Here is a 17,850-nt window from a genome sequence, read left to right as displayed (position 1 = left end):
TCACCCCCCGAGCTTTCCGAGACTGGCGAGATTGGGCAGATCGAAGATGGAAAGATCTGCAATCTCCGCCGGCGCCAACGTGCGAACCCCCGCCCGCAATTTGGCTGAGCGTGCGCGCGGATTGACCTCCGCCTCGGCATCGCTCGCAAAAATCATCGACTTGCCGACCGGCTCGAAAGTCGCCGGCCGCTCAGTTACAATAGGCATGTGACGCGATCCGACGGCCCGGCCGGAGCGATCGGCAAAGAACTTCTTGACGATCCGATCTTCCAGCGAATGAAAGGTCACAACGACAAGGCGGCCACCCGGCTTGAGCGCACGCTCGGCTGCAAACAGCGCCTGCGCCAGCTCGCCAAGCTCATCATTGACGAAGATGCGCAGGGCCTGGAAAACCCGTGTGGCAGGATGGATCTTGTCCTTGGCCTTGCGCGGCGTCACGACTTCGATCAGGCCGGCCAGATCGCGGGTGGTAACGAAAGGAGCCTCGGCGCGGCGCTTCTCGATCGCATGGGCGATGCGCGGCGCCTGTTTTTCCTCACCCAGAAACACGAATATGCGAATGAGATCGGCAAGCTTGGCGCGATTGACGACATCGGCTGCCGAGACGCCGTTCGCTGACATGCGCATGTCGAGCGGCCCATTCTTGTTGAAGGAAAAACCGCGCTCCGCTTCATCGATCTGCATGGAGGAGACGCCGATATCGAGCACGACGCCATCGAGCCCGCCTTCCGGCGCATGATCGGCAAGCTGAGAAAACTGTGACTGAATGAGCCTGAGCCGGCCCGCATGAGCACCAACAAGCACCTGCCCCGCCGCAATCGCCGTCGGGTCGCGATCAAGCGCGATAACTTCGGCGCCGCCAGCCAGAATGGCCGAGGTATAACCGCCAGCCCCGAAAGTTCCATCGAGAATGACCTTGCCCGGCACTGGGGCCAGCGCCTCGATCACTTCGGAAAGAAGAACCGGAATGTGGCGAACCGGTCCGCCATCGGCATCAGTAGAACCTCCGCCTGAATTCGCCGCCATTCCGTTTCCCCGCTCTATTCCGAGCGCCTGCCCGCCAGCCTGCGCTCCTCTCGTGCCTGCGCCTGCAAGGCCAGGAAAGCCTCCGGTCGCCATAATTGAAAATGATCCGCCCGCCCGACGAATGTCACATCGCCCGATATGCCGGTGAAGTCGCGGATGAAATCCGTCATCATCAACCGACCTTCCGCATCGAGCTTCATAAAGACCCCGCCCCCGTGAATGAGGAGCGACATCTGGTTCGCCGCTGGCGAAAAAGGATCGTCCGCCGCAATCTGCCGCTCGAAACGATCGAGCAGATCGAGGCCGCCGACGCTGATCGCCGGGAACACAAAATCCTGGAAACAATACAGCTCCTGGATATTGCGCTCGGCCAGCACGGAACGAAACGCCGCCGGCACGGAAACCCGCCCCTTGGCATCGATCCGGTTGGTCGCATTCGACAGGAAGCGGTTCATGACGCGAAACACCCGTCCCCCATGTTCCGCGGGCAATCATTCGCCCGCAGACACAGCCAAAATCGGACACAGCTTCGCAAGCCGAAAGAGCGAACACCCCTTCGACACCCCCGGAACGGGAGCAATCATGGCTTTGCGATGATTGGGCTCTGATTTGCCCGTATGCAGTGTTCTTTTGGGATACCATGGGACCATATGGGCGTCAATGGGATGAAGCCGCATCAGGCGCGGCCACAGCTTGAATATTCATAAGCCGTTAAGTTTAACGAAAGGTTAGGAATGCCTTCAGCCGACGTCCCGAAACGGATTGTTTTCACAGGCGAAAACTCTCACCGGTAATCGTTGGAAACCCCGGAAACCCGGGGCATCCAGACGCTCTCGGAAATATTTTCGGAGAGCAGGAAACGCCTTGTTGAAAGAGCGTGTTGATTTGCCAGTTGGCCTGTAAGCCGGGTTCTGTATGGCTCCGGCCGAGACCGGAACGTGGCAGCCATTCATCTGGGACGGCGCTTGCGCGACGCCTCTTGCAACCCACCCGGATGACCGGCCCGGAAACGGGCTGGAGCGCTTGCGCGCTCCGCGTCATCCCTATTCGGTTTTGCTCCCGGTGGGGTTTTCCGTGCCGTCGCTGTTTCCAGAGACGCGGTGGGCTCTTACCCCACCCTTTCACCCTTACCAGATCCGAAGATCGGGCGGTTTGCTTTCTGTGGCACTTTCCCTGAGGTTGCCCTCGCCGGACGTTATCCGGCACCGTGTTTCCGTGGAGCCCGGACTTTCCTCACCCCATCGTCTTTCGACATTGATGAAGCGCGGCTGCCCAGCCAACTGGCACTGGCTCATTAACCGAGACGGCTGGCAATTGCCACCGAAATATGCGGCCCTGCAGGCACTCGCTATCAATTGCGGAAATGCGCAGAGAAATCCGTGCTGTAGCTCTCGTCCTTGATTCGACCTGCGAGCAGCAGTTCGGCGCCAAGCCTGCCGATTTCGTCGGAACTCTTGGCTGCGGTGCCGCAACCACCCGTCAAGACGGCGACGCGCGGCGACGAGGTGTAGCCGATCATCGGGTAGCCTGATGGAGAATAGGAGACGGCGCAGGAATTGGTGAAGGCGGGCGGGCGGGCGACGCCTGGAACAAGATCGTGGAATATCCGCACCAGATGTTCGCGTGCCTTGTCGCGGCCGGAGGTGCGGAACCAGGTCCGCAATTCCGCTTCCGTTTCGAACTGGAGGTCGTCCGGATCCCCGCCGATCTTCATGTAATATTTGCCGTCCGGATAGCGGATCGGCGGCAGCATGTAGATGCTGTCGGTATCGTCGAGCGCCTTGGATATCAGCGACGGCATCGCCGACATCGCCTCGGCTTCGTCCTTGCTAATTTCGAAAAAAGTGACCGTGCGGCCATAAACCTTCATCTCAACAGGTCGCGGCAAGAGATTCTCAGCAATGGAGAATCCGCCGGCGGCCAGCAACACCTTTTCCGCGCTGAATGTCTCGCCCTCGGCGGTGGTAACAATCGCGAGGCCATTCTCGTCGCGGATCGACAAGGCCGTCTGCTTGATGACCCGAGCTCCCACCTTTTCCGCCAGCAGGGACTGCGCCTTCACCAGCCGCCGTGGGCTGATATGGCCGGCGCCGTGAGGCTCATAGACCCCTTCGCTTGCGGGTCCGAAAGAGAAGAACGGGAACTTGGCCTTGAGCCCGGCATCGTCAAAAATCTCAGTCTGAACGCCCAGTCGCCCTGCAGCGTCCACGACGTCACCGAGATAATTATTGTCGCCGCCCCACTTCGGTCCTGCCACCAGGCAACCGACCGGAGCATAGAACTGGATGCCGCTATCCAGTTCGATTTCCGCATAACGGCTGATCGAACGGTTGGCGAGACGAGCCCAATCGGTATTGGGATCAATGGTGCGGGTAATGCGACCTTCGTCATAGTGGCTACCGAAGACGCCCTGATGGCTGGCGCGATCCTCGGGCTCGTCCGGCCCAATAACCGCAATGCCATCCGTTTGCCTTGCGAGATGGCGGGCAGCAGCTGCTCCCATCATGCCCCGACCGACGACGATGAACCTGAAATCCGCTGCCATGCTATGTCCCTCGCAAATCATTGCAGGTTCGATAGCATGGAAAACAAGGCCACCCTACCCGCAATGCGCCCAGGATCGCATGTCAATCCAGAAGCGCCAAGACCTTGCCGCAATAGCGCTTCGAGATCGGATTCATGCGCGTTGCGCCATGGCCGGCATTGTATTTGAGGATGGTATTGCAGGTAGCGCCGCCACCGAGATTCTGTGCCATGGCGAGATATTTCATGCCGAACTTGATGTTCGTCTCGGGATCGTAGAGCCCCTTGGTGCGGCCCGAATATCCCATCAGCCGGGCAGTCGCCGGCTTGATCTGCATCAGGCCGATTTCTCCAGCACTCCCGCGCGTCTTTGCATTGAAATTGCTTTCGATCTGGATGACCGCGGTCGCCAATTCGACCGCCACGCCGTTCTGCTTGGCGTATTTGGCAATCAGTGCGGAGTAGCCATTCTGCCGTACGAAGGAGTTTTCTACCTGCCGCAGTTCGGCGGGAACATTCGGGACTGGAAAGCCGGTGGTGCGGCTGACAGTCTTGAGCGGAACCGTTCGCTGCTTTGCACCACGCTGGCCTGCAAAGGCAGAATCATTCCCTACGAGCAGCACGCCAACGCATGCTGCAGCCGCAACAATCAAATTTTTCATGTAGTCTTTTGTCTCCAGGCGCGGGACCGCGGACAGCGTCAAGCCGTCACGTCCGGCTGGAGGCAAAAAGAGCCGCCGGAGTGCACAGTCCCCATTAGTCGTTACGACCGCGCGACACACAAAACCAAACTGCGCGGCCGCCGTTTAGCGAGCGTGGTTAGACCAGTGCAATGCGGAGATAATAGGGAAATGATGTGGCGCAGCAGGGGGTTACGCGGCTTTCAGCTTATAGCCGGCTATGGATATTGCCGCCCTCGACCACTTTCTTAGGAGAAACGAGGCAATGCCGACAGAAGGCGGTGAAGCGTATCGATCGTCGAAAAATCGGCGATACCGTCGACGCGTTCAGGACGAAAATGGCGCTGGAAAGCCTCCACTTCTCCCTTCAGCTTTTCCGAGAATTCGCCTGTGATTTCAGTTCCGTACCCATAGAGCGACAGCATGGATTGCAAGGCCTCGATAGGCTGCCCCACATCCCCCTTCTGGAAAAACCGTCCGCCCGTGATCGGCGTCGGCTCCACCCAGTGCCCGACACCGGCCGCAGCCAGCCGAGCCCAGGGGAATTTCTCGCCCGGATCGACCTTGCGAACCGGGGCCACATCGGAGTGTCCAAGCACCCGTTCAGGCGCGATTGCCCAGCGTTGGCCGCAATCGCGACACAGTTCGATGACTGCTTCGATCTGCGCATCAGGGAATTCAGGCAGACCACCTGGATGGCCGGCATTGGCGATTTCGATGCCGATCGACAGCGAGTTGATATCAGCCTCGCCGTGCCATGCGCTTTTGCCTGCATGCCAGGCGCGCCGCTCTTCCGGCACGAGCTGCATGACCCGCCCATCCTCAAAGATGAAATAATGGCTCGATACCTGGCTCTCGCTCCGACAGAGCCAATCCAGAGCACCTTCCGCAGTCCCCATGCCGGTATAATGCAGAAGGATGATCTCGGGTTTGCGCCCATCCTGCCGCTCGCCATGGTTCGGCGACGGGTGTACCTTGGCGCCCGCAAAGTCGGCCGGGAATGCACTCATGCCGCGCGGCGTTCTTTCTCGATCTCGGCATAGGCCGCATTCAGGGCCGCCATGCGCTCATTGGCAATGGCCTGGAATTCTTCCGGCACGCCGCGCGAGTAGAGACGGTCAGGATGGTTCTCATAGACGAGACCATGATATCGCCGACGGATCGTCGGAAAGTCGTCCTGGCGCGATACGCCCAGCACCCTGTAGGGGTCGCGGCCACCGGCAATCACATGGCGAGCCATGATCTGATCGAACCGCTCTTCGCTCATATGGAATATCTGGGCGACATGCTGCAGGAAGGCCATCTCACTTTCGTGGATCAGCCCATCGGCCTTGGCGATATGGAACAGACCGTCAAGCACGTCTTCCAGCACCGGGCAATCCTTGGTGCAGGTCTCGCAAAGGGTCGAGAGCCGCTCCGCATAGGCTTCGTAACCGGCCACGTCCTGTCGGGCGAGATTGTAAAGCCGGGCGACATTCTTGGCCTGATCCGGCGGGAACTCGAAGATCTCGCGGAACGCATTGACCTCCTTTTCCGTCACCACGCCATCTGCCTTCGCCATCTTGGCGGAAAGCGCGATGATTGCGACGGAAAATGCCACCTTGCGGCGCGTTTCAGGATCACCCTCGAACACGGTGCGAATAGCTTCGACCACCGCCGACAGGGCATTGCCGGCAGTGCTACCGATAGCATTCAGCAATTTTTCCCAAAACGACATATGTAGTCCAAACGGCTCCGTAAACAGTAGAATACCTTGATCAAATAATGGTTGCCATTGCAAGCTGTCCATTCGTCGCAAGGCCGAAAACACTTTTCACAATTTGGTAACGATAGCGTATTCTGCGCCTGCGTTCCTCGGCCCGATGCGAGCACATACAACGGTGCTTGAAGGGCAAAACAAACCGCGGATTTCGTAAATTCTTTACTTTACAGCCATGCACACCTGTCGCATCCATTCCCACGGCAACCATCGAAATGAAGCAGCTTGACTGCAAGGAGGATCTCCATGGCCAAACAAAAAGTCGCAATGCTCACCGCCGGTGGATTGGCGCCCTGCCTGTCCTCAGCCGTTGGAGGGCTGATCCAGCGCTATACCGACGTGGCGCCCGATCTCGACATGATAGCCTATCGTTCTGGCTACCAGGGAGTTCTCCTGGCTGACAGCATCGCGGTGACACCGGCCATGCGCGAGCGCGCGCACCTTCTGCATCGCTATGGCGGTTCGCCCATCGGCAACAGTCGTGTAAAACTCACCAACGCCGCCGACTGCGTCAAGCGCGGCCTGGTCAAGGAAGGTGAAAACCCGCTGCGCGTCGCAGCCGAACGCCTCGCATCCGATGGCGTCACCATTCTTCATACGATCGGCGGTGACGACACCAATACGACTGCGGCCGATCTCGCCGCCTATCTCGGCGCCAATGGCTACGACCTGACCGTGGTCGGCCTGCCGAAAACCGTCGACAACGACGTCGTGCCGATCCGCCAGTCTCTCGGCGCCTGGACGGCAGCCGAAGTCGGCGCGCATTTCTTTGACAATGTCAGCAACGAACAGACTGCGGCACCCCGCACCCTGGTCATACATGAAGTGATGGGCCGTCACTGTGGTTGGCTGACGGCGGCCACTGCCCGCGCCTATATCCAGAAGACCAGCGCCAACGAATATGTCGATGGCTTCATGATGAACGCCCAGATGAAGAGCATCGACGGCCTCTATCTGCCGGAACTGGAGTTCGACATCGAAGGAGAAGGCGAGCGCCTGCGGACAATTATGGAAAAGACCGGCCAGGTAACGCTGTTCGTATCGGAAGGCGCGGCGCTTGACGCCATTGTCGCCGAACGCGAAGCCGCCGGCGAAACCATCAAGCGTGATGCCTTCGGCCACGTGAAGATCGACACCATCAATGTCGGCGGCTGGTTCCAGAAGCAGTTTGCTTCGATCATCGGCGCGGAGCGCTCCATGGTCCAAAAGTCGGGCTATTTCGCCCGCTCCGCTCCCGCCAATGGTGACGATCTTCGCCTGATCCAGGGCATGGTCGATCTCGCAGTCGAAAGCGCCCTCAACAAGGTATCCGGCGTTACCGGCCATGACGAGGGTCAGGGCGGCAAGCTGCGCGTCATCGAATTCCCCCGCATCAAGGGTGGCAAGGCATTCGATATCTCGCAAAAGTGGTTCGCGGATGTGATGGGCCATATCGGACAAAAATACGCGCAAGCCTGATTGATTGCTAATCTACCGGATTGACGGATCGTAAATCCGATGTCTTTGCTGGCGGCGAAATAGGAATAGGGGAGGATTCCATGTCCATCGAAACCTGGCTCGCTTTCGCCGCCGCATCCTGCATTATGCTGGCCATACCAGGCCCGACTATCCTCCTTGTCATCTCCTATGCCCTCGGCCACGGCCGCAAAACGGCGCTGGCGACCGTTACCGGCGTGACGCTCGGCGACTTCACGGCGATGACTGCTTCCCTTGCCGGCCTTGGCGCAGTTCTCGCTGCCTCGGCATCGCTGTTCACGATTCTCAAGCTGATCGGCGCGGCCTATCTCGTCTTCCTCGGGATCAAGCTTTGGCGAGCCCCGATCGTGACCGGGCCGATGGGCGATAACGACAATCTCCCTGAGGAAAAACCGTTAAAGATTATGCTGCACGCCTACGTTGTGACGGCCTTGAATCCAAAGAGCATTATCTTCTTCGTCGCTTTCGTGCCGCAGTTCCTCGACATGTCGAAGCCATTTCTTGAGCAAACGCTTATTTTGGAGGCAACCTTCCTTACTCTGGCGGCATTGAATTCGCTGGTTTACGTCTTTGTCGCCGACATGGCGCGCGGGTTTATTCGCAAGGCAAGCGTGCAACGCGCTGTGAACAGAACAGGGGGCACCTTGTTGATTGCGGCCGGCGCGGTGACCGCCGGATACCGCCGAATGGCTGCTTGAGGCCGGTCAGGGTTGCGGCGCGATCACGGATAGGTTAATGGGGATTCATAAATTTATCGATCCTGTGACCGAATTGTGTGTCCTGTGACCGAATTGCATCGCAGATAGGTTTGGTTTTTTCGAAAGTGACAGAATGGTAGCGATCGGATTTCCCAGCCTGAAGCGCAGCGTTGCCGTATCGGCAATGATGTGCGGCGCTCTTGCCGGGTGTGCAAGCACTCAGCAGCAGACGTCTCAGGCAGATCTCCCGTCGGCACACACCAACGTGCCGCATCCGAATACGAGCCTGACCGCTGGTGGCGCAACTGCGCCTGCCGGCGGTGTAGCAATGGCCGCAATCAACCCCGGTTTCATCGGGCCGCGCCAGCCACAGCAGGTAGCAATGGTAAAGTCCGGCCGTGTTACGGCCGGTACGGTAAACCAGCAGCAGATCGACGCCGCGCAGTCTCGTTTCGGCCAGCCGACAGTGGCAGCGGCAAACGCTCCCAACGATGGGGCCATTGCGATCGCCGCAGCGACGGGTGCTCCTGCCGCCAATACGACGGCAGCTGCGGCCTATGCCGCATCCGATGCGTCGCTTGTTCCTTCGGTCGTTGCGATCCCGATGCCCAATCCGGCCCGTCCGGGCGATGCGGCGCTGATGCCAGTCTCCGGCTCGGTCGTCCAGGCCGAGCCCATCATTCCGATGACATCGGATGTCGGCGCAATCCAGGTCGCGGTGCCAACGCCCCGCCCCGATTCCGTAGCTCAGGCCGAGGTCGCATTCGCAACCCCGGCACAGATCGGTCTCCTGCGCTATGCGGATAACCGCCCGCACTACGATTTCAATTTTGACAGCACCGGCCCCACGGTCGTTCCGGCTGTCATGACCACCCAGAATTATGACTCTGACGTGCCGGCTGCCGAAAAGAGCTACGTCTCGCGGCTCATCCAGAAATACGCGAAGATTTACGAGATCCCGGAATCGCTGATCCATCGCGTCGTTCACCGCGAGAGCCGCTACAATCCGAAGGCCTATAACAGGGCCGGCTATTTCGGCCTGATGCAGATCAAGTACAATACAGCCAAGTCGATGGGCTACGAAGGACCGGCATCCGGCCTACTCGATGCCGAGACCAACATCAAATACGCCGCCAAATATCTACGTGGCGCCTGGATGACGGCCGACAGCAAGGCTGAAAACAAGGAAGCCAGTGCCGTTCAGCTTTATGCGCGTGGCTATTATTACGATGCCAAGCGCAAGGGCCTGACAGACGTCGCCAACGGCAATTATTGATTTTCACGGAATAGCTTGGAAAGCCGGCCCTAGTTAGAGGCCGGCTTTATGACATCCATGATCCGCTTCACCAGGATTTGCGGGCGATAATCGGCCCAGGTCGGCGTCAATCCCATGCGCACCACGACAAGATTGGCTGAGGGAACGATGGTGACGGTCTGGCCATCATGGCCGGTCATCCAGAACGTGTCCGCCGGCAGGCCGAACTGCGCATTGGAGCCGCCTGGGCCTGCAAGCCAGGCCTGAACCTGCGAATACACGCCTTCGGATGCTTTTGTCGGCGTGCGCATGGCGCCCACGAAACCCTCCGGCAAAAGACGGCTCCCCTTCCAGACACCATCCTGGAGCAGAAACTGGCCAAAGCGTGCCCAGTCTCGAGCATTGGCATAGAGATAGGAGCTGCCGACGAAGGTTCCGCGTTCATCGGCCTCGAAAACCGCGCTATACATGCCGAGCGGCCCGAAGAGCGCCTCGCGTGGATAGGCAATCGCCGTACTCAAATTGGGAAGCCGGTTCATCCAGAGCCGGGAGAGCAGCGTAGCGGTGCCGCTGGAATAGCTGAAGCGCTCTCCGGGCGCGGCAACCTGACGCGCACTGGCGACGATACTTGTCGTATCCGGATCGAGGTAGAGCATGCGGGTCACGTCGGAAACAGTGCCGTAGGACTCGTTGAAGGCAAGACCGCTCTCCATGGCAAGGAGATCGCTGAGCTTGATGTCCTTGCGTGCATCGTCACTCCATTGCGCAAGGAGGTTCTGGTCGTCGAAAGACATGCGGCCAGTCAGCATGAGGCGACCGATGATCGCGGCATTGACCGTCTTGGTCATCGACCAGCCGATCAGCGGCGTTGTCTTACTGAAACCGTCGCCATAGGCCTCGGCAACGATATGCCCATCCTTGACGACGACGATCGCCCGCATGGCGGGACCGGCGAGATCCGGATTGGTCACTATGTTGCCGAGCTTGGTGCCCTGCTCGTCCTGGCCGAGATTGACCGTGTCTCCATCCGGCCAAAGCGCATCGCTCTTCGGCGCCTTGACCTTGTTGAGGAAGGCAGCGCTGCGTGCTGCCTGCAGATCGCCGTCGGGCACAGCGGTGCAGCCGAGCGCTCCGCGATAGAGCGCATAATTGGGTGCAAACATCCCAAGAAAGCGCGCCCTGACCACCCCTTCGTCACGATCGACCGAAACCCGGATGAGTTTCAATGCCGGATTTCCGGGCGCCTGCACATCATCGGCCAGCACACGATCCGGGTCCCGCTTGGCGACGAACGTGTTCGAGCAAACAATCTTGGCGGCATAGCCATCACCGACCCTGAGCAGTTCCGGCGGATAGACGGACAGCCAGACGGCGCCGCCTGCGACAATGACCAGCAGCAAAACAACGAGTGCCCCGATCACTCTCGAAATCAAACGCATATTACATACCCTCCTGAAGGTACGCGGAGACAATCAGGAAACGCTTCAAGATGAAAGACCTATCGTCACCGAGGCTTCTCAAATAGGTGCAACGGCCCATTTGCGCCAGATATACCAACAGGTCGCGTCATCAGACTGTAGCATTGCCGCGTTACACGCCCTGAAACTTAAAAATCGGTAGCAAGACTCAGATGACGGAATTCGCCCCGGATGCCGGTCTCCAGAAGAACCGGAAACTCAAGGACGCTCTCCTGCAGCACAAGGCGCTGTCGAAAGCAGGCTTCTCGGAGCGCCTCTTCGGGATGCTGTTTTCGGGCCTCGTCTATCCGCAGATCTGGGAAGATCCGGATGTCGACATGCAGGCGATGGAGCTTCAGCCGCATCATCGCATCGTGACGATCGGTTCGGGCGGCTGCAATATGCTCGCCTACCTCTCTCAGGGCCCCGCTTCCATCGATGTCGTTGACCTAAACCGTCACCATATCGCCTTGAACAAGCTGAAACTCGCGGCCTTCCGGCTGCTGCCCGGCCACACCGATCTGGTGCGCTTCTTCGCGACGCCCGGCGTTGCCGCCAACAGCCACGCCTTTGATCAGTTCATCGCCCCGCGGCTTGATGCAGCGACGGCATCCTACTGGGATGGCCGCGATCTCTACGGCCGCCGCCGCGTCACGGTCTTCAACCGCAACATCTACAAGACCGGCCTCCTCGGCCGTTTCATTGGTGCAGCCCATGTGCTGGCGCGCCTGCATGGCGTGCGCCTGGCCAAGATGACCGAAGCCCGCACGCTGCGCGAACAACGCCAGTTCTTCGAAAACGAGATCGCTCCGATCTTCGATCGGCCGGCGGTACGCTGGCTGCTCGGCCGCAAGAGCTCGCTCTTCGGTCTCGGCATCCCGCCGCAGCAATATGACGAACTCGCAAGCCTTGCCGGCGACGATTCCATCTCGGCCGTGCTCAAGCATCGCCTGGAAAAGCTCGCCTGTCATTTCCCGATGCGCGACAATTATTTCGCCTGGCAGGCCTTCGCCCGCCGTTATGCAGGCCAGCATCAGGGCCCCCTGCCCACCTATCTGAAACCGGAGCATTACGCCGCGATCCGCGCCAATGCCGACCGCGTCGACGTGCATCATGCCAACTTCACCGAGTTGCTGGCTTCCAAGCCCGCCGCCTCGCGAGACCGTTACATCCTGCTTGATGCCCAGGATTGGATGACCGACGAACAGCTCAACAGCCTCTGGGCGGAAATCACCCGCACGGCACGCGAAGGCGCCCGCGTTATCTTCCGCACCGCCGCCGAAAAGAGCATCATCGAGGGCCGCCTGTCTCCGGCCATCCGTGACCAGTGGGTCTATTTCGAAGAACGCTCGCAGGAGCTCAACACGCTCGATCGTTCGGCCATCTACGGTGGCTTCCACATCTACGGGAAAAAAGCGTGAGCCAGGCGGACACGGGTATCGAAACCAGTTCCAACAATCATGCTAGGCTGATGGACGGCATGTACCGTTATCAGCGCCACATCTATGACCTGACCCGCAAATACTATCTGTTCGGCCGCGACCGCACCATCGCCCACCTGAACGTGCCCGATGGCGGCTCCCTGCTGGAAGTCGGTTGCGGCACGGGCCGCAATATGCTGCTGGCCTATCGTCGCTTTCCTTCCGCGAAACTCTATGGTCTGGACATCTCGCAGGAGATGCTGATCTCGGCACGCAGCAATTTTCGCGGCCTGAAGCAGATGCCGGATTTTCGCGTTGCCGACGCCACAGCCTTTTCGCCCGCCGACTTCGACGCCGCAGGCTTTGACCGCGTGATGGTTTCCTACGCACTGTCGATGATCCCCGACTGGCAGAGCGCGATCGACGCATCGCTCGATGCCGTCGCACCCGGCGGTGAGCTTCACATCGTCGATTTCGGCCAGCAGGAAGGCTTGCCGGGCTGGTTCCAGACCCTCCTCAAAGGCTGGCTGAGGAAGTTTCACGTCACGCCCCGCGCCGATCTCCTCACCGTTCTGGAAGAAAAAGCTAAAGCGCGCGGCATGTCGCTCAAGACCGAAAAAATCGGCCGGGGCTACGCCTGGCGAGCCGTTGTCACCAAGCACACCGCTTGAACAGCGGGCGATTTCAGCGCAAAATCCATTCACACCATGCCGCAAGCATAAGAATTTGCTTGAAGATAACGCATTTTTTACGTTGATATGGTGAATAAAGTGGCAAGATCGGCTGCAAACAGCATGGTACGCCGCTCTTCTGGATTCTCGGGAACCATGTTGCGGAAGCCAAATCTTGGGGCAGCCAGGTCACTCGCGTCATAACGGGATAAACATGCGCCGACTTTTGTTGTGCCTATTGCCGCTCGCCTTTTTCTTGAATGGCTGCACGACGGGCTATGACGCCCTCTCGACGACGTCCATTCCCAAGACCAGGTTCAGCGATACCAAACCGCAGGATTTCGGCCGCGACCATCCTGGGCGCCACCCCATCCACGGTATCGATATTTCCAAATATCAGGGCGATATCGATTGGCAGGCCGTCAAATCCTCCGGCGTCGCCTTTGCCTTCATCAAGGCCACGGAAGGCAAGGACCGGATCGATCCGCGCTTTACGGAATATTGGCGCGAAGCTGCCGCTGCGGGACTTCTTCACACCGCCTATCATTTCTATTACTTCTGCTCGACCGCAGACGATCAGGCAGACTGGTTCATCCGCAACGTACCGAAGGACGCCACAATGCTTCCGCCGGTCATCGATGTCGAATGGAATCCCAGCTCCCCGACCTGCCGTACCAGACCGGCCCCCGAAACGGTGCGGACGGAAATGAAGCGCTTCATGGATCGCCTTGAAGCCTATTACGGCAAGCGCCCGATCATCTACACCTCGGTCGACTTCCATCGCGAAAATCTCGCCGGTTATTTCAAGGATTACCACTTCTGGGTCCGCTCGGTCGCAAAGCATCCGAGGGAGATTTACGCAGATCGTGAGTGGGCCTTCTGGCAGTATACATCCACCGGTGTCATTCCCGGCATCAAGGGGCCAATGGATATCAATGTGTTTGCCGGTTCCGAGCAGAACTGGCACAACTGGGTGGCAGCAGTACAGAAGCAAGGAAATTCTTCAGACTGAGACCAGTTCTCTCTTGCTTATGTCACAATCTTCTGTGAAAGCGACCCTATTCTATGACCAAAGAGGATCGCTCATGGACCGTCACACCATTCGACGCAGCGCACTCGCGTTGATCTTCGCCTCAGCTGTCGCCGGCACGGCGATTGCTCAGAGTGCCGCTCCGGCCACCGTGCCGCCCGCAAGCAGCGACGCTACTCCCAAAGCGGCCTGCGGCGGCGATCTTGCGGCCTTTCTGGCTGGAGTGAAAACCGAGGCGATTGCCGATGGCGCAGACGCTGCATCGGCCGACAAGACATTTGCCGGCGCGCAGATCGACCCCAAGGTTCTGGCGATGGATCGCAGCCAGGGCGTATTCCGCCAGACCTTCCTCGAATTCTCACAGCGCACCGTCAGCCAGGGCCGCCTCGATATCGGCCGCCAGAAGATGAAGCAATATGCCGATGTCTTCGCCAAGGCTGAAAAGGATTATGGCGTTCCCGCCGGAGTCATCACCGCCTTCTGGGCGATGGAGACCGACTTCGGTGCCGTTCAAGGCAATTTCAACACCCGCAACGCTCTAGTCACCCTCGCTCACGACTGCCGCCGGCCGGAATTCTTCCGCCCGCGCCTGATCGCGCTGATCGAATTGGTGCAGCGCGGCGATGTCGACCCTGCCACGACGACAGGTGCATGGGCAGGCGAAATCGGCCAGACGCAGATGCTGCCGCCCGACATCATTGCCTACGGCACGGATGGTGATGGCGACGGCCACGTCAATCTGAAGACAAGCGCCCCCGACGTCATCCTGACCACGGCACGGTTCCTCCAGCATCTCGGCTTCATACGCGACCAACCCTGGCTGCAGGAAGTTGCTGTCCCGGACAATCTCCCATGGGAAAAATCCGGCATCGGCGGTACGCTGACGGCGGGCGACTGGTTCAAGCTGGGCGTCAAACCACGTGATGGCAATACGAAGTTCGAGTCGCTGCCGGCCGCTCTCATTCTGCCGCAGGGCCGCAAAGGCCCGGCTTTCCTGACCTATCCGAACTACAACACCTATCTCGGATGGAACCAGTCGTTCATCTACACAACATCGGCTGCCTATTTCGCCACCCGTTTTGCCGGCGCTCCTCCCTACAACAAGGGTACGCCTGAGCCAGGTCTGAACGACGTCGACATGAAGGCGCTTCAGACCAAGCTCGTGGCGCGTGGCTACGATGTCGGCAAGATCGACGGCATTCTCGGCTCCGGCACCCGCATCGCCATCCAGAAGGAACAGTTCCGCCTCGGCATGCCCGCAGACGGCTGGGCGACCTCGGCACTGCTCAACGCTCTCTGAGTGTAGCTGATACTGATTGAAAAGGCGGCCACAAGCCGCCTTTTTTGTTTGTCCATTTCACTGCCCATCCTCGACAGACTACTCCATGCATGGGCAGGCGCAGTGTCCATCGACACGTAGCACCACAGCCAAAATTTGCGACTTACTGGGGAAATCGGATGATGCGTTAACACTTATTCACAATCGAACCGGACGGCAGGCGACGCCATTTTTATGCGCACAATCAACTCTTTACGACGGCATGATGATTCAAAATGCAAACGGCATATCGCGCCGCAGCATCGAATTTGCTTTTCAAGCGACACATTTTCGACATAAAATTTACCCGCTGACTAAGGAGGAAGACATGGGATTGACGCGATCCATCAACGTCCTGGTAGTCGGTGCGGCCTTCGTTTTCGTCGTAACGATACTCTTCATCTGACGACAGGGCGAAACCCACAGACGACCCAACTCCGAAAGCTAACAAAACACCTATTCCATTAGAAAAGCGCATGCCCGAGACGGACATGCGCTTTTTCATGCGTTGGTTTCGATCGCTATTTCAGGCCGCGGCACCGGCGCGCGCATCCACCCTGCGCTGAAGTCCCAGGCGTTCCAGAACGGCGGAGACGAGCGGTGAGCGGTTCATCGTGTAGAGATGAAACTCGTGAATGCCCCGACGCATCAGATCCTGGATCTGCTCTGCGGCCACATCGGCGGCAACGCTAGCGCGCTCATCAGTATTCTCTTCGAGACCCTCGAAACGCTGATCGAGCGCCAGCGGAATGCTGGTGCCGCAAGCGCCAGCAAAGCGCTTCAACTGCGTCAGGTTCTGGATCGGCATGATGCCGGGAACCACCGGAATGGCGATGCCGGCAGCACGAACACGATCATGATAGCGCTCGAAGGCGTCATTATCGAAGAAGAACTGTGTCAGGGCACGATCAGCGCCGTTGTCAGCCTTGCGCTTCAGCATATCGATGTCGGCCGCGGTATCGCGGCTCTCGGGATGCTTTTCCGGATAGGCGGAGACGGAGATATCGAAATCGCCGCGCTCGCGCAACGCCGCCACCAGATCGGCCGCATTGGCATAGCCGCCCGGATGCGGCTGATAGGCGGAGCCGACACCACCGGGCGGGTCGCCACGCAGGGCAACGAAACGGCGAACGCCGGTAGCCAGAAACTCATCGATGACCCGATGCGTGTCCTCACGGGTCGCGCCGACGCAGGTCAGATGCGACGCAGTCGTGAACGGCGTCTCGTGGATCATCTTGCGCACGGCCGAAAGGGTCGGCGCCTTGGTAGATCCACCTGCCCCATAGGTCACCGAAACGAATTCAGGCTCCCAATCGCTAAGGTCCGCAACCGTATTCCACAGCTGCTGCTCGGCCTCTTCCGACTTCGGCGGAAAGAACTCGAAGGAAATGCGGATGCCGCTCTGGCTGTTTTCGGATTTCGAAGACATGTCAAACTCTCCCGGCAAGAATGGGGGACGACTGGTGGTCCTGGTCGGAGGCAATCAACAGCCGCGGGTCGCGCGCCAGCCAGATCGTGACGGTCAGCATCTGGCCGCTCTCCCTCCCCGAATGAAGATCCTGCACCTGCTCGACATCGAGCCCCGCCAATTTCAGCCAATCGGATATGGTCTGATGCGAGAAGCCGAGACGCAGATGCGCATGTTCGTCACGCAGATATTCAAGCCCGTGCGGCGCCAGATCGATGATGACAAGCCGGCCGCCGGGCCGCAGCATTCGCGCCGCCTCCGCAACCGCGATCTCGGGCTGATCAAGGAAGTGCAGCACCTGGTGAATGGTGATCAGATCGAAATCCTGCTGCTCGAGCGGCAGGTTGAAAATGTCGCCATGGCGTACAGAGGCAGCCGTTATGTTGGAGCGATCGAGGTTGGCACGCGCCACGGCAAGCATATCGCGGCTGGCATCGATACCGACGGCGCGCCGATAATGGCCTGCCAGAAGCTGCAGCATGCGCCCGGTGCCAGTGCCAAGATCCAGAAACGAGTCGATAGGCTGCGGGCCAATCAGGTCGATCAGCACCTTGTCGACATCCTCGTCGGCGGCATGCAGGCGGCGAAGCTCGTCCCACTCGGCGGCATTGCGGCTGAAATAGGCCTGCGCACGCTCGGCACGGACGCGCTTCACGGCGGCAAGACGCTCTCCGTCACGCAACAGAACCGCATCCTTTTCAGCGGTGTGGCGCAGAAGAGTGCGCGCCAGCGTGACGGCCTTGCCTTCCTGCTTCAAGCGGAAATAGGCCCAGGCGCCTTCCTGGTAGCGATCGATCAGGCTGGCCTCCCCGAGCAACTTCAGGTGCCTGGAGATGCGGGGCTGCGACTGACCGAGAATTTCGGTAAGATCGGTGACGGTGAGATCGCTGGCGACGAGCAACGCCATCAGACGCAGCCGCGTCGGCTCGCCGACCGCCTTCAGCACGTCCACAACATCGTCCAAGCCGAGCTTCACCAGATCCGTCATTCGACACCCAATCAAGATATAAAGATATCTTTATGTGATTTGGGTGCATTCTGCAAGAGCCAATTGGCAGCCGAGACCGC

General features: G+C 59.3%; 17 protein-coding genes and 1 other RNA gene. 7 read left to right on the top strand and 11 right to left on the bottom strand.

The window, feature by feature from the left end:
* The 7 genes from rsmH to A6U86_RS28240 all read right to left on the bottom strand — a co-directional run bounded on the left by rsmH (position 1) and on the right by A6U86_RS28240 (position 5,946).
* Complete coding sequence (gene rsmH / locus A6U86_RS28270) at positions 1-1,026, bottom strand: 16S rRNA (cytosine(1402)-N(4))-methyltransferase RsmH (protein ID WP_068398376.1); 1,026 nt, start codon at positions 1,024-1,026, stop codon at positions 1-3.
* A 14-nt stretch (positions 1,027-1,040) separates the two neighbouring features.
* A complete protein-coding gene (gene mraZ / locus A6U86_RS28265; protein ID WP_068398373.1) occupies positions 1,041-1,481 on the bottom strand; it encodes a division/cell wall cluster transcriptional repressor MraZ in 441 nt (146 codons plus the stop codon).
* A 429-nt stretch (positions 1,482-1,910) separates the two neighbouring features.
* An RNA gene (gene rnpB / locus A6U86_RS28260) (RNase P RNA component class A) lies at positions 1,911-2,310 on the bottom strand.
* A gap of 67 nt (positions 2,311-2,377) precedes the next feature.
* On the bottom strand, positions 2,378-3,571 hold the full coding sequence (locus A6U86_RS28255) for an FAD-binding oxidoreductase (RefSeq protein WP_068398370.1): 1,194 nt from the start codon (positions 3,569-3,571) through the stop codon (positions 2,378-2,380).
* An 82-nt stretch (positions 3,572-3,653) separates the two neighbouring features.
* Positions 3,654-4,211, bottom strand: coding sequence for a lytic transglycosylase domain-containing protein (locus A6U86_RS28250; protein WP_068398906.1), 558 nt, complete (start codon positions 4,209-4,211; stop codon positions 3,654-3,656).
* A gap of 266 nt (positions 4,212-4,477) precedes the next feature.
* Positions 4,478-5,239: an N-acetylmuramoyl-L-alanine amidase gene (locus A6U86_RS28245; RefSeq protein ID WP_068398367.1), complete on the bottom strand. Its 762-nt coding sequence runs from the start codon at positions 5,237-5,239 to the stop codon at positions 4,478-4,480.
* On the bottom strand, positions 5,236-5,946 hold the full coding sequence (locus tag A6U86_RS28240; protein ID WP_068398364.1) for a DnaJ family molecular chaperone: 711 nt from the start codon (positions 5,944-5,946) through the stop codon (positions 5,236-5,238). Before A6U86_RS28240 ends, A6U86_RS28245 begins: the two co-directional genes overlap by 4 nt.
* Before the next feature lie 288 nt (positions 5,947-6,234).
* Between A6U86_RS28240 and A6U86_RS28235 the strand changes: the two genes are divergently transcribed.
* The 3 genes from A6U86_RS28235 (at position 6,235) to A6U86_RS28225 (ending at position 9,438) form a co-directional block, all read left to right on the top strand.
* A complete protein-coding gene (locus A6U86_RS28235) occupies positions 6,235-7,446 on the top strand; it encodes a pyrophosphate--fructose-6-phosphate 1-phosphotransferase (protein WP_068398361.1) in 1,212 nt (403 codons plus the stop codon).
* A gap of 80 nt (positions 7,447-7,526) precedes the next feature.
* Positions 7,527-8,162 carry a LysE family translocator gene (locus tag A6U86_RS28230; protein WP_068398358.1) on the top strand — a complete coding sequence of 212 codons (636 nt, stop codon included), beginning with the start codon at positions 7,527-7,529 and terminating at the stop codon, positions 8,160-8,162.
* A gap of 133 nt (positions 8,163-8,295) precedes the next feature.
* On the top strand, positions 8,296-9,438 hold the full coding sequence (locus A6U86_RS28225) for a lytic transglycosylase domain-containing protein (protein WP_068398355.1): 1,143 nt from the start codon (positions 8,296-8,298) through the stop codon (positions 9,436-9,438).
* Between the two features lie 29 nt (positions 9,439-9,467).
* Here the strand turns inward: A6U86_RS28225 and A6U86_RS28220 are convergent, their stop codons facing one another.
* Positions 9,468-10,856 (bottom strand): serine hydrolase, encoded by a 1,389-nt coding sequence (locus A6U86_RS28220; protein ID WP_068398352.1) that lies wholly within the window; start codon positions 10,854-10,856, stop codon positions 9,468-9,470.
* A gap of 191 nt (positions 10,857-11,047) precedes the next feature.
* Between A6U86_RS28220 and A6U86_RS28215 the strand changes: the two genes are divergently transcribed.
* The 4 genes from A6U86_RS28215 (at position 11,048) to A6U86_RS28200 (ending at position 15,296) form a co-directional block, all read left to right on the top strand.
* Complete coding sequence (locus A6U86_RS28215; protein ID WP_068398349.1) at positions 11,048-12,295, top strand: DUF3419 family protein; 1,248 nt, start codon at positions 11,048-11,050, stop codon at positions 12,293-12,295.
* Between the two features lie 50 nt (positions 12,296-12,345).
* A complete protein-coding gene (locus A6U86_RS28210; protein ID WP_068398905.1) occupies positions 12,346-12,966 on the top strand; it encodes a class I SAM-dependent methyltransferase in 621 nt (206 codons plus the stop codon).
* A gap of 214 nt (positions 12,967-13,180) precedes the next feature.
* A complete protein-coding gene (locus A6U86_RS28205; protein WP_068398346.1) occupies positions 13,181-13,978 on the top strand; it encodes a GH25 family lysozyme in 798 nt (265 codons plus the stop codon).
* A gap of 73 nt (positions 13,979-14,051) precedes the next feature.
* Positions 14,052-15,296, top strand: a complete 1,245-nt coding sequence (locus A6U86_RS28200; protein ID WP_068398342.1) for a lytic murein transglycosylase — start codon at positions 14,052-14,054, stop codon at positions 15,294-15,296.
* Between the two features lie 223 nt (positions 15,297-15,519).
* Here the strand turns inward: A6U86_RS28200 and A6U86_RS35350 are convergent, their stop codons facing one another.
* From A6U86_RS35350 to A6U86_RS28185, 3 genes are read right to left on the bottom strand one after another with little or no spacing between them, the layout of a single operon-like run.
* Positions 15,520-15,819 carry a hypothetical protein gene (locus A6U86_RS35350; protein WP_141683834.1) on the bottom strand — a complete coding sequence of 100 codons (300 nt, stop codon included), beginning with the start codon at positions 15,817-15,819 and terminating at the stop codon, positions 15,520-15,522.
* Positions 15,820-15,840: 21 nt separating this feature from the next.
* Positions 15,841-16,743 carry a methylenetetrahydrofolate reductase [NAD(P)H] gene (gene metF, locus A6U86_RS28190; RefSeq protein ID WP_068398336.1) on the bottom strand — a complete coding sequence of 301 codons (903 nt, stop codon included), beginning with the start codon at positions 16,741-16,743 and terminating at the stop codon, positions 15,841-15,843.
* A 1-nt stretch (position 16,744) separates the two neighbouring features.
* The gene (locus A6U86_RS28185) at positions 16,745-17,770 is read right to left on the bottom strand and encodes a metalloregulator ArsR/SmtB family transcription factor (protein ID WP_068398334.1); all 1,026 of its coding nucleotides are present in this window, start codon (positions 17,768-17,770) and stop codon (positions 16,745-16,747) included.
* Between the last annotated feature and the right edge of the window lie 80 nt (positions 17,771-17,850).

The organism is Rhizobium sp. AC27/96, assembly GCF_001692325.1.
Taxonomy (GTDB): Bacteria; Pseudomonadota; Alphaproteobacteria; order Rhizobiales; family Rhizobiaceae; genus Rhizobium.
The sequence above is the reverse complement of the archived record's forward strand: the minus strand, read 5'-3'. Positions and strand labels throughout refer to the sequence as shown.

Excerpts from the sequence above, each read along its gene's own strand:
- A6U86_RS28230 (WP_068398358.1), top strand. The coding sequence starts at position 7,527 with ATGTCCATCGAAACCTGGCTCGCTTTCGCCGCCGCATCCTGCATTATG.
- rsmH (WP_068398376.1), bottom strand. The coding sequence starts at position 1,026 with ATGGCGGCGAATTCAGGCGGAGGTTCTACTGATGCCGATGGCGGACCG.
- mraZ (WP_068398373.1), bottom strand. The coding sequence starts at position 1,481 with ATGAACCGCTTCCTGTCGAATGCGACCAACCGGATCGATGCCAAGGGG.
- A6U86_RS28205 (WP_068398346.1), top strand. The coding sequence starts at position 13,181 with ATGCGCCGACTTTTGTTGTGCCTATTGCCGCTCGCCTTTTTCTTGAAT.
- A6U86_RS28245 (WP_068398367.1), bottom strand. The coding sequence starts at position 5,239 with ATGAGTGCATTCCCGGCCGACTTTGCGGGCGCCAAGGTACACCCGTCG.
- A6U86_RS35350 (WP_141683834.1), bottom strand. The coding sequence starts at position 15,819 with ATGAAAAAGCGCATGTCCGTCTCGGGCATGCGCTTTTCTAATGGAATA.
- A6U86_RS28250 (WP_068398906.1), bottom strand. The coding sequence starts at position 4,211 with ATGAAAAATTTGATTGTTGCGGCTGCAGCATGCGTTGGCGTGCTGCTC.
- A6U86_RS28235 (WP_068398361.1), top strand. The coding sequence starts at position 6,235 with ATGGCCAAACAAAAAGTCGCAATGCTCACCGCCGGTGGATTGGCGCCC.
- A6U86_RS28210 (WP_068398905.1), top strand. The coding sequence starts at position 12,346 with ATGGACGGCATGTACCGTTATCAGCGCCACATCTATGACCTGACCCGC.
- A6U86_RS28185 (WP_068398334.1), bottom strand. The coding sequence starts at position 17,770 with ATGACGGATCTGGTGAAGCTCGGCTTGGACGATGTTGTGGACGTGCTG.
- A6U86_RS28240 (WP_068398364.1), bottom strand. The coding sequence starts at position 5,946 with ATGTCGTTTTGGGAAAAATTGCTGAATGCTATCGGTAGCACTGCCGGC.
- A6U86_RS28225 (WP_068398355.1), top strand. The coding sequence starts at position 8,296 with ATGGTAGCGATCGGATTTCCCAGCCTGAAGCGCAGCGTTGCCGTATCG.
- metF (WP_068398336.1), bottom strand. The coding sequence starts at position 16,743 with ATGTCTTCGAAATCCGAAAACAGCCAGAGCGGCATCCGCATTTCCTTC.
- A6U86_RS28215 (WP_068398349.1), top strand. The coding sequence starts at position 11,048 with ATGACGGAATTCGCCCCGGATGCCGGTCTCCAGAAGAACCGGAAACTC.
- A6U86_RS28200 (WP_068398342.1), top strand. The coding sequence starts at position 14,052 with ATGGACCGTCACACCATTCGACGCAGCGCACTCGCGTTGATCTTCGCC.
- A6U86_RS28220 (WP_068398352.1), bottom strand. The coding sequence starts at position 10,856 with ATGCGTTTGATTTCGAGAGTGATCGGGGCACTCGTTGTTTTGCTGCTG.
- A6U86_RS28255 (WP_068398370.1), bottom strand. The coding sequence starts at position 3,571 with ATGGCAGCGGATTTCAGGTTCATCGTCGTCGGTCGGGGCATGATGGGA.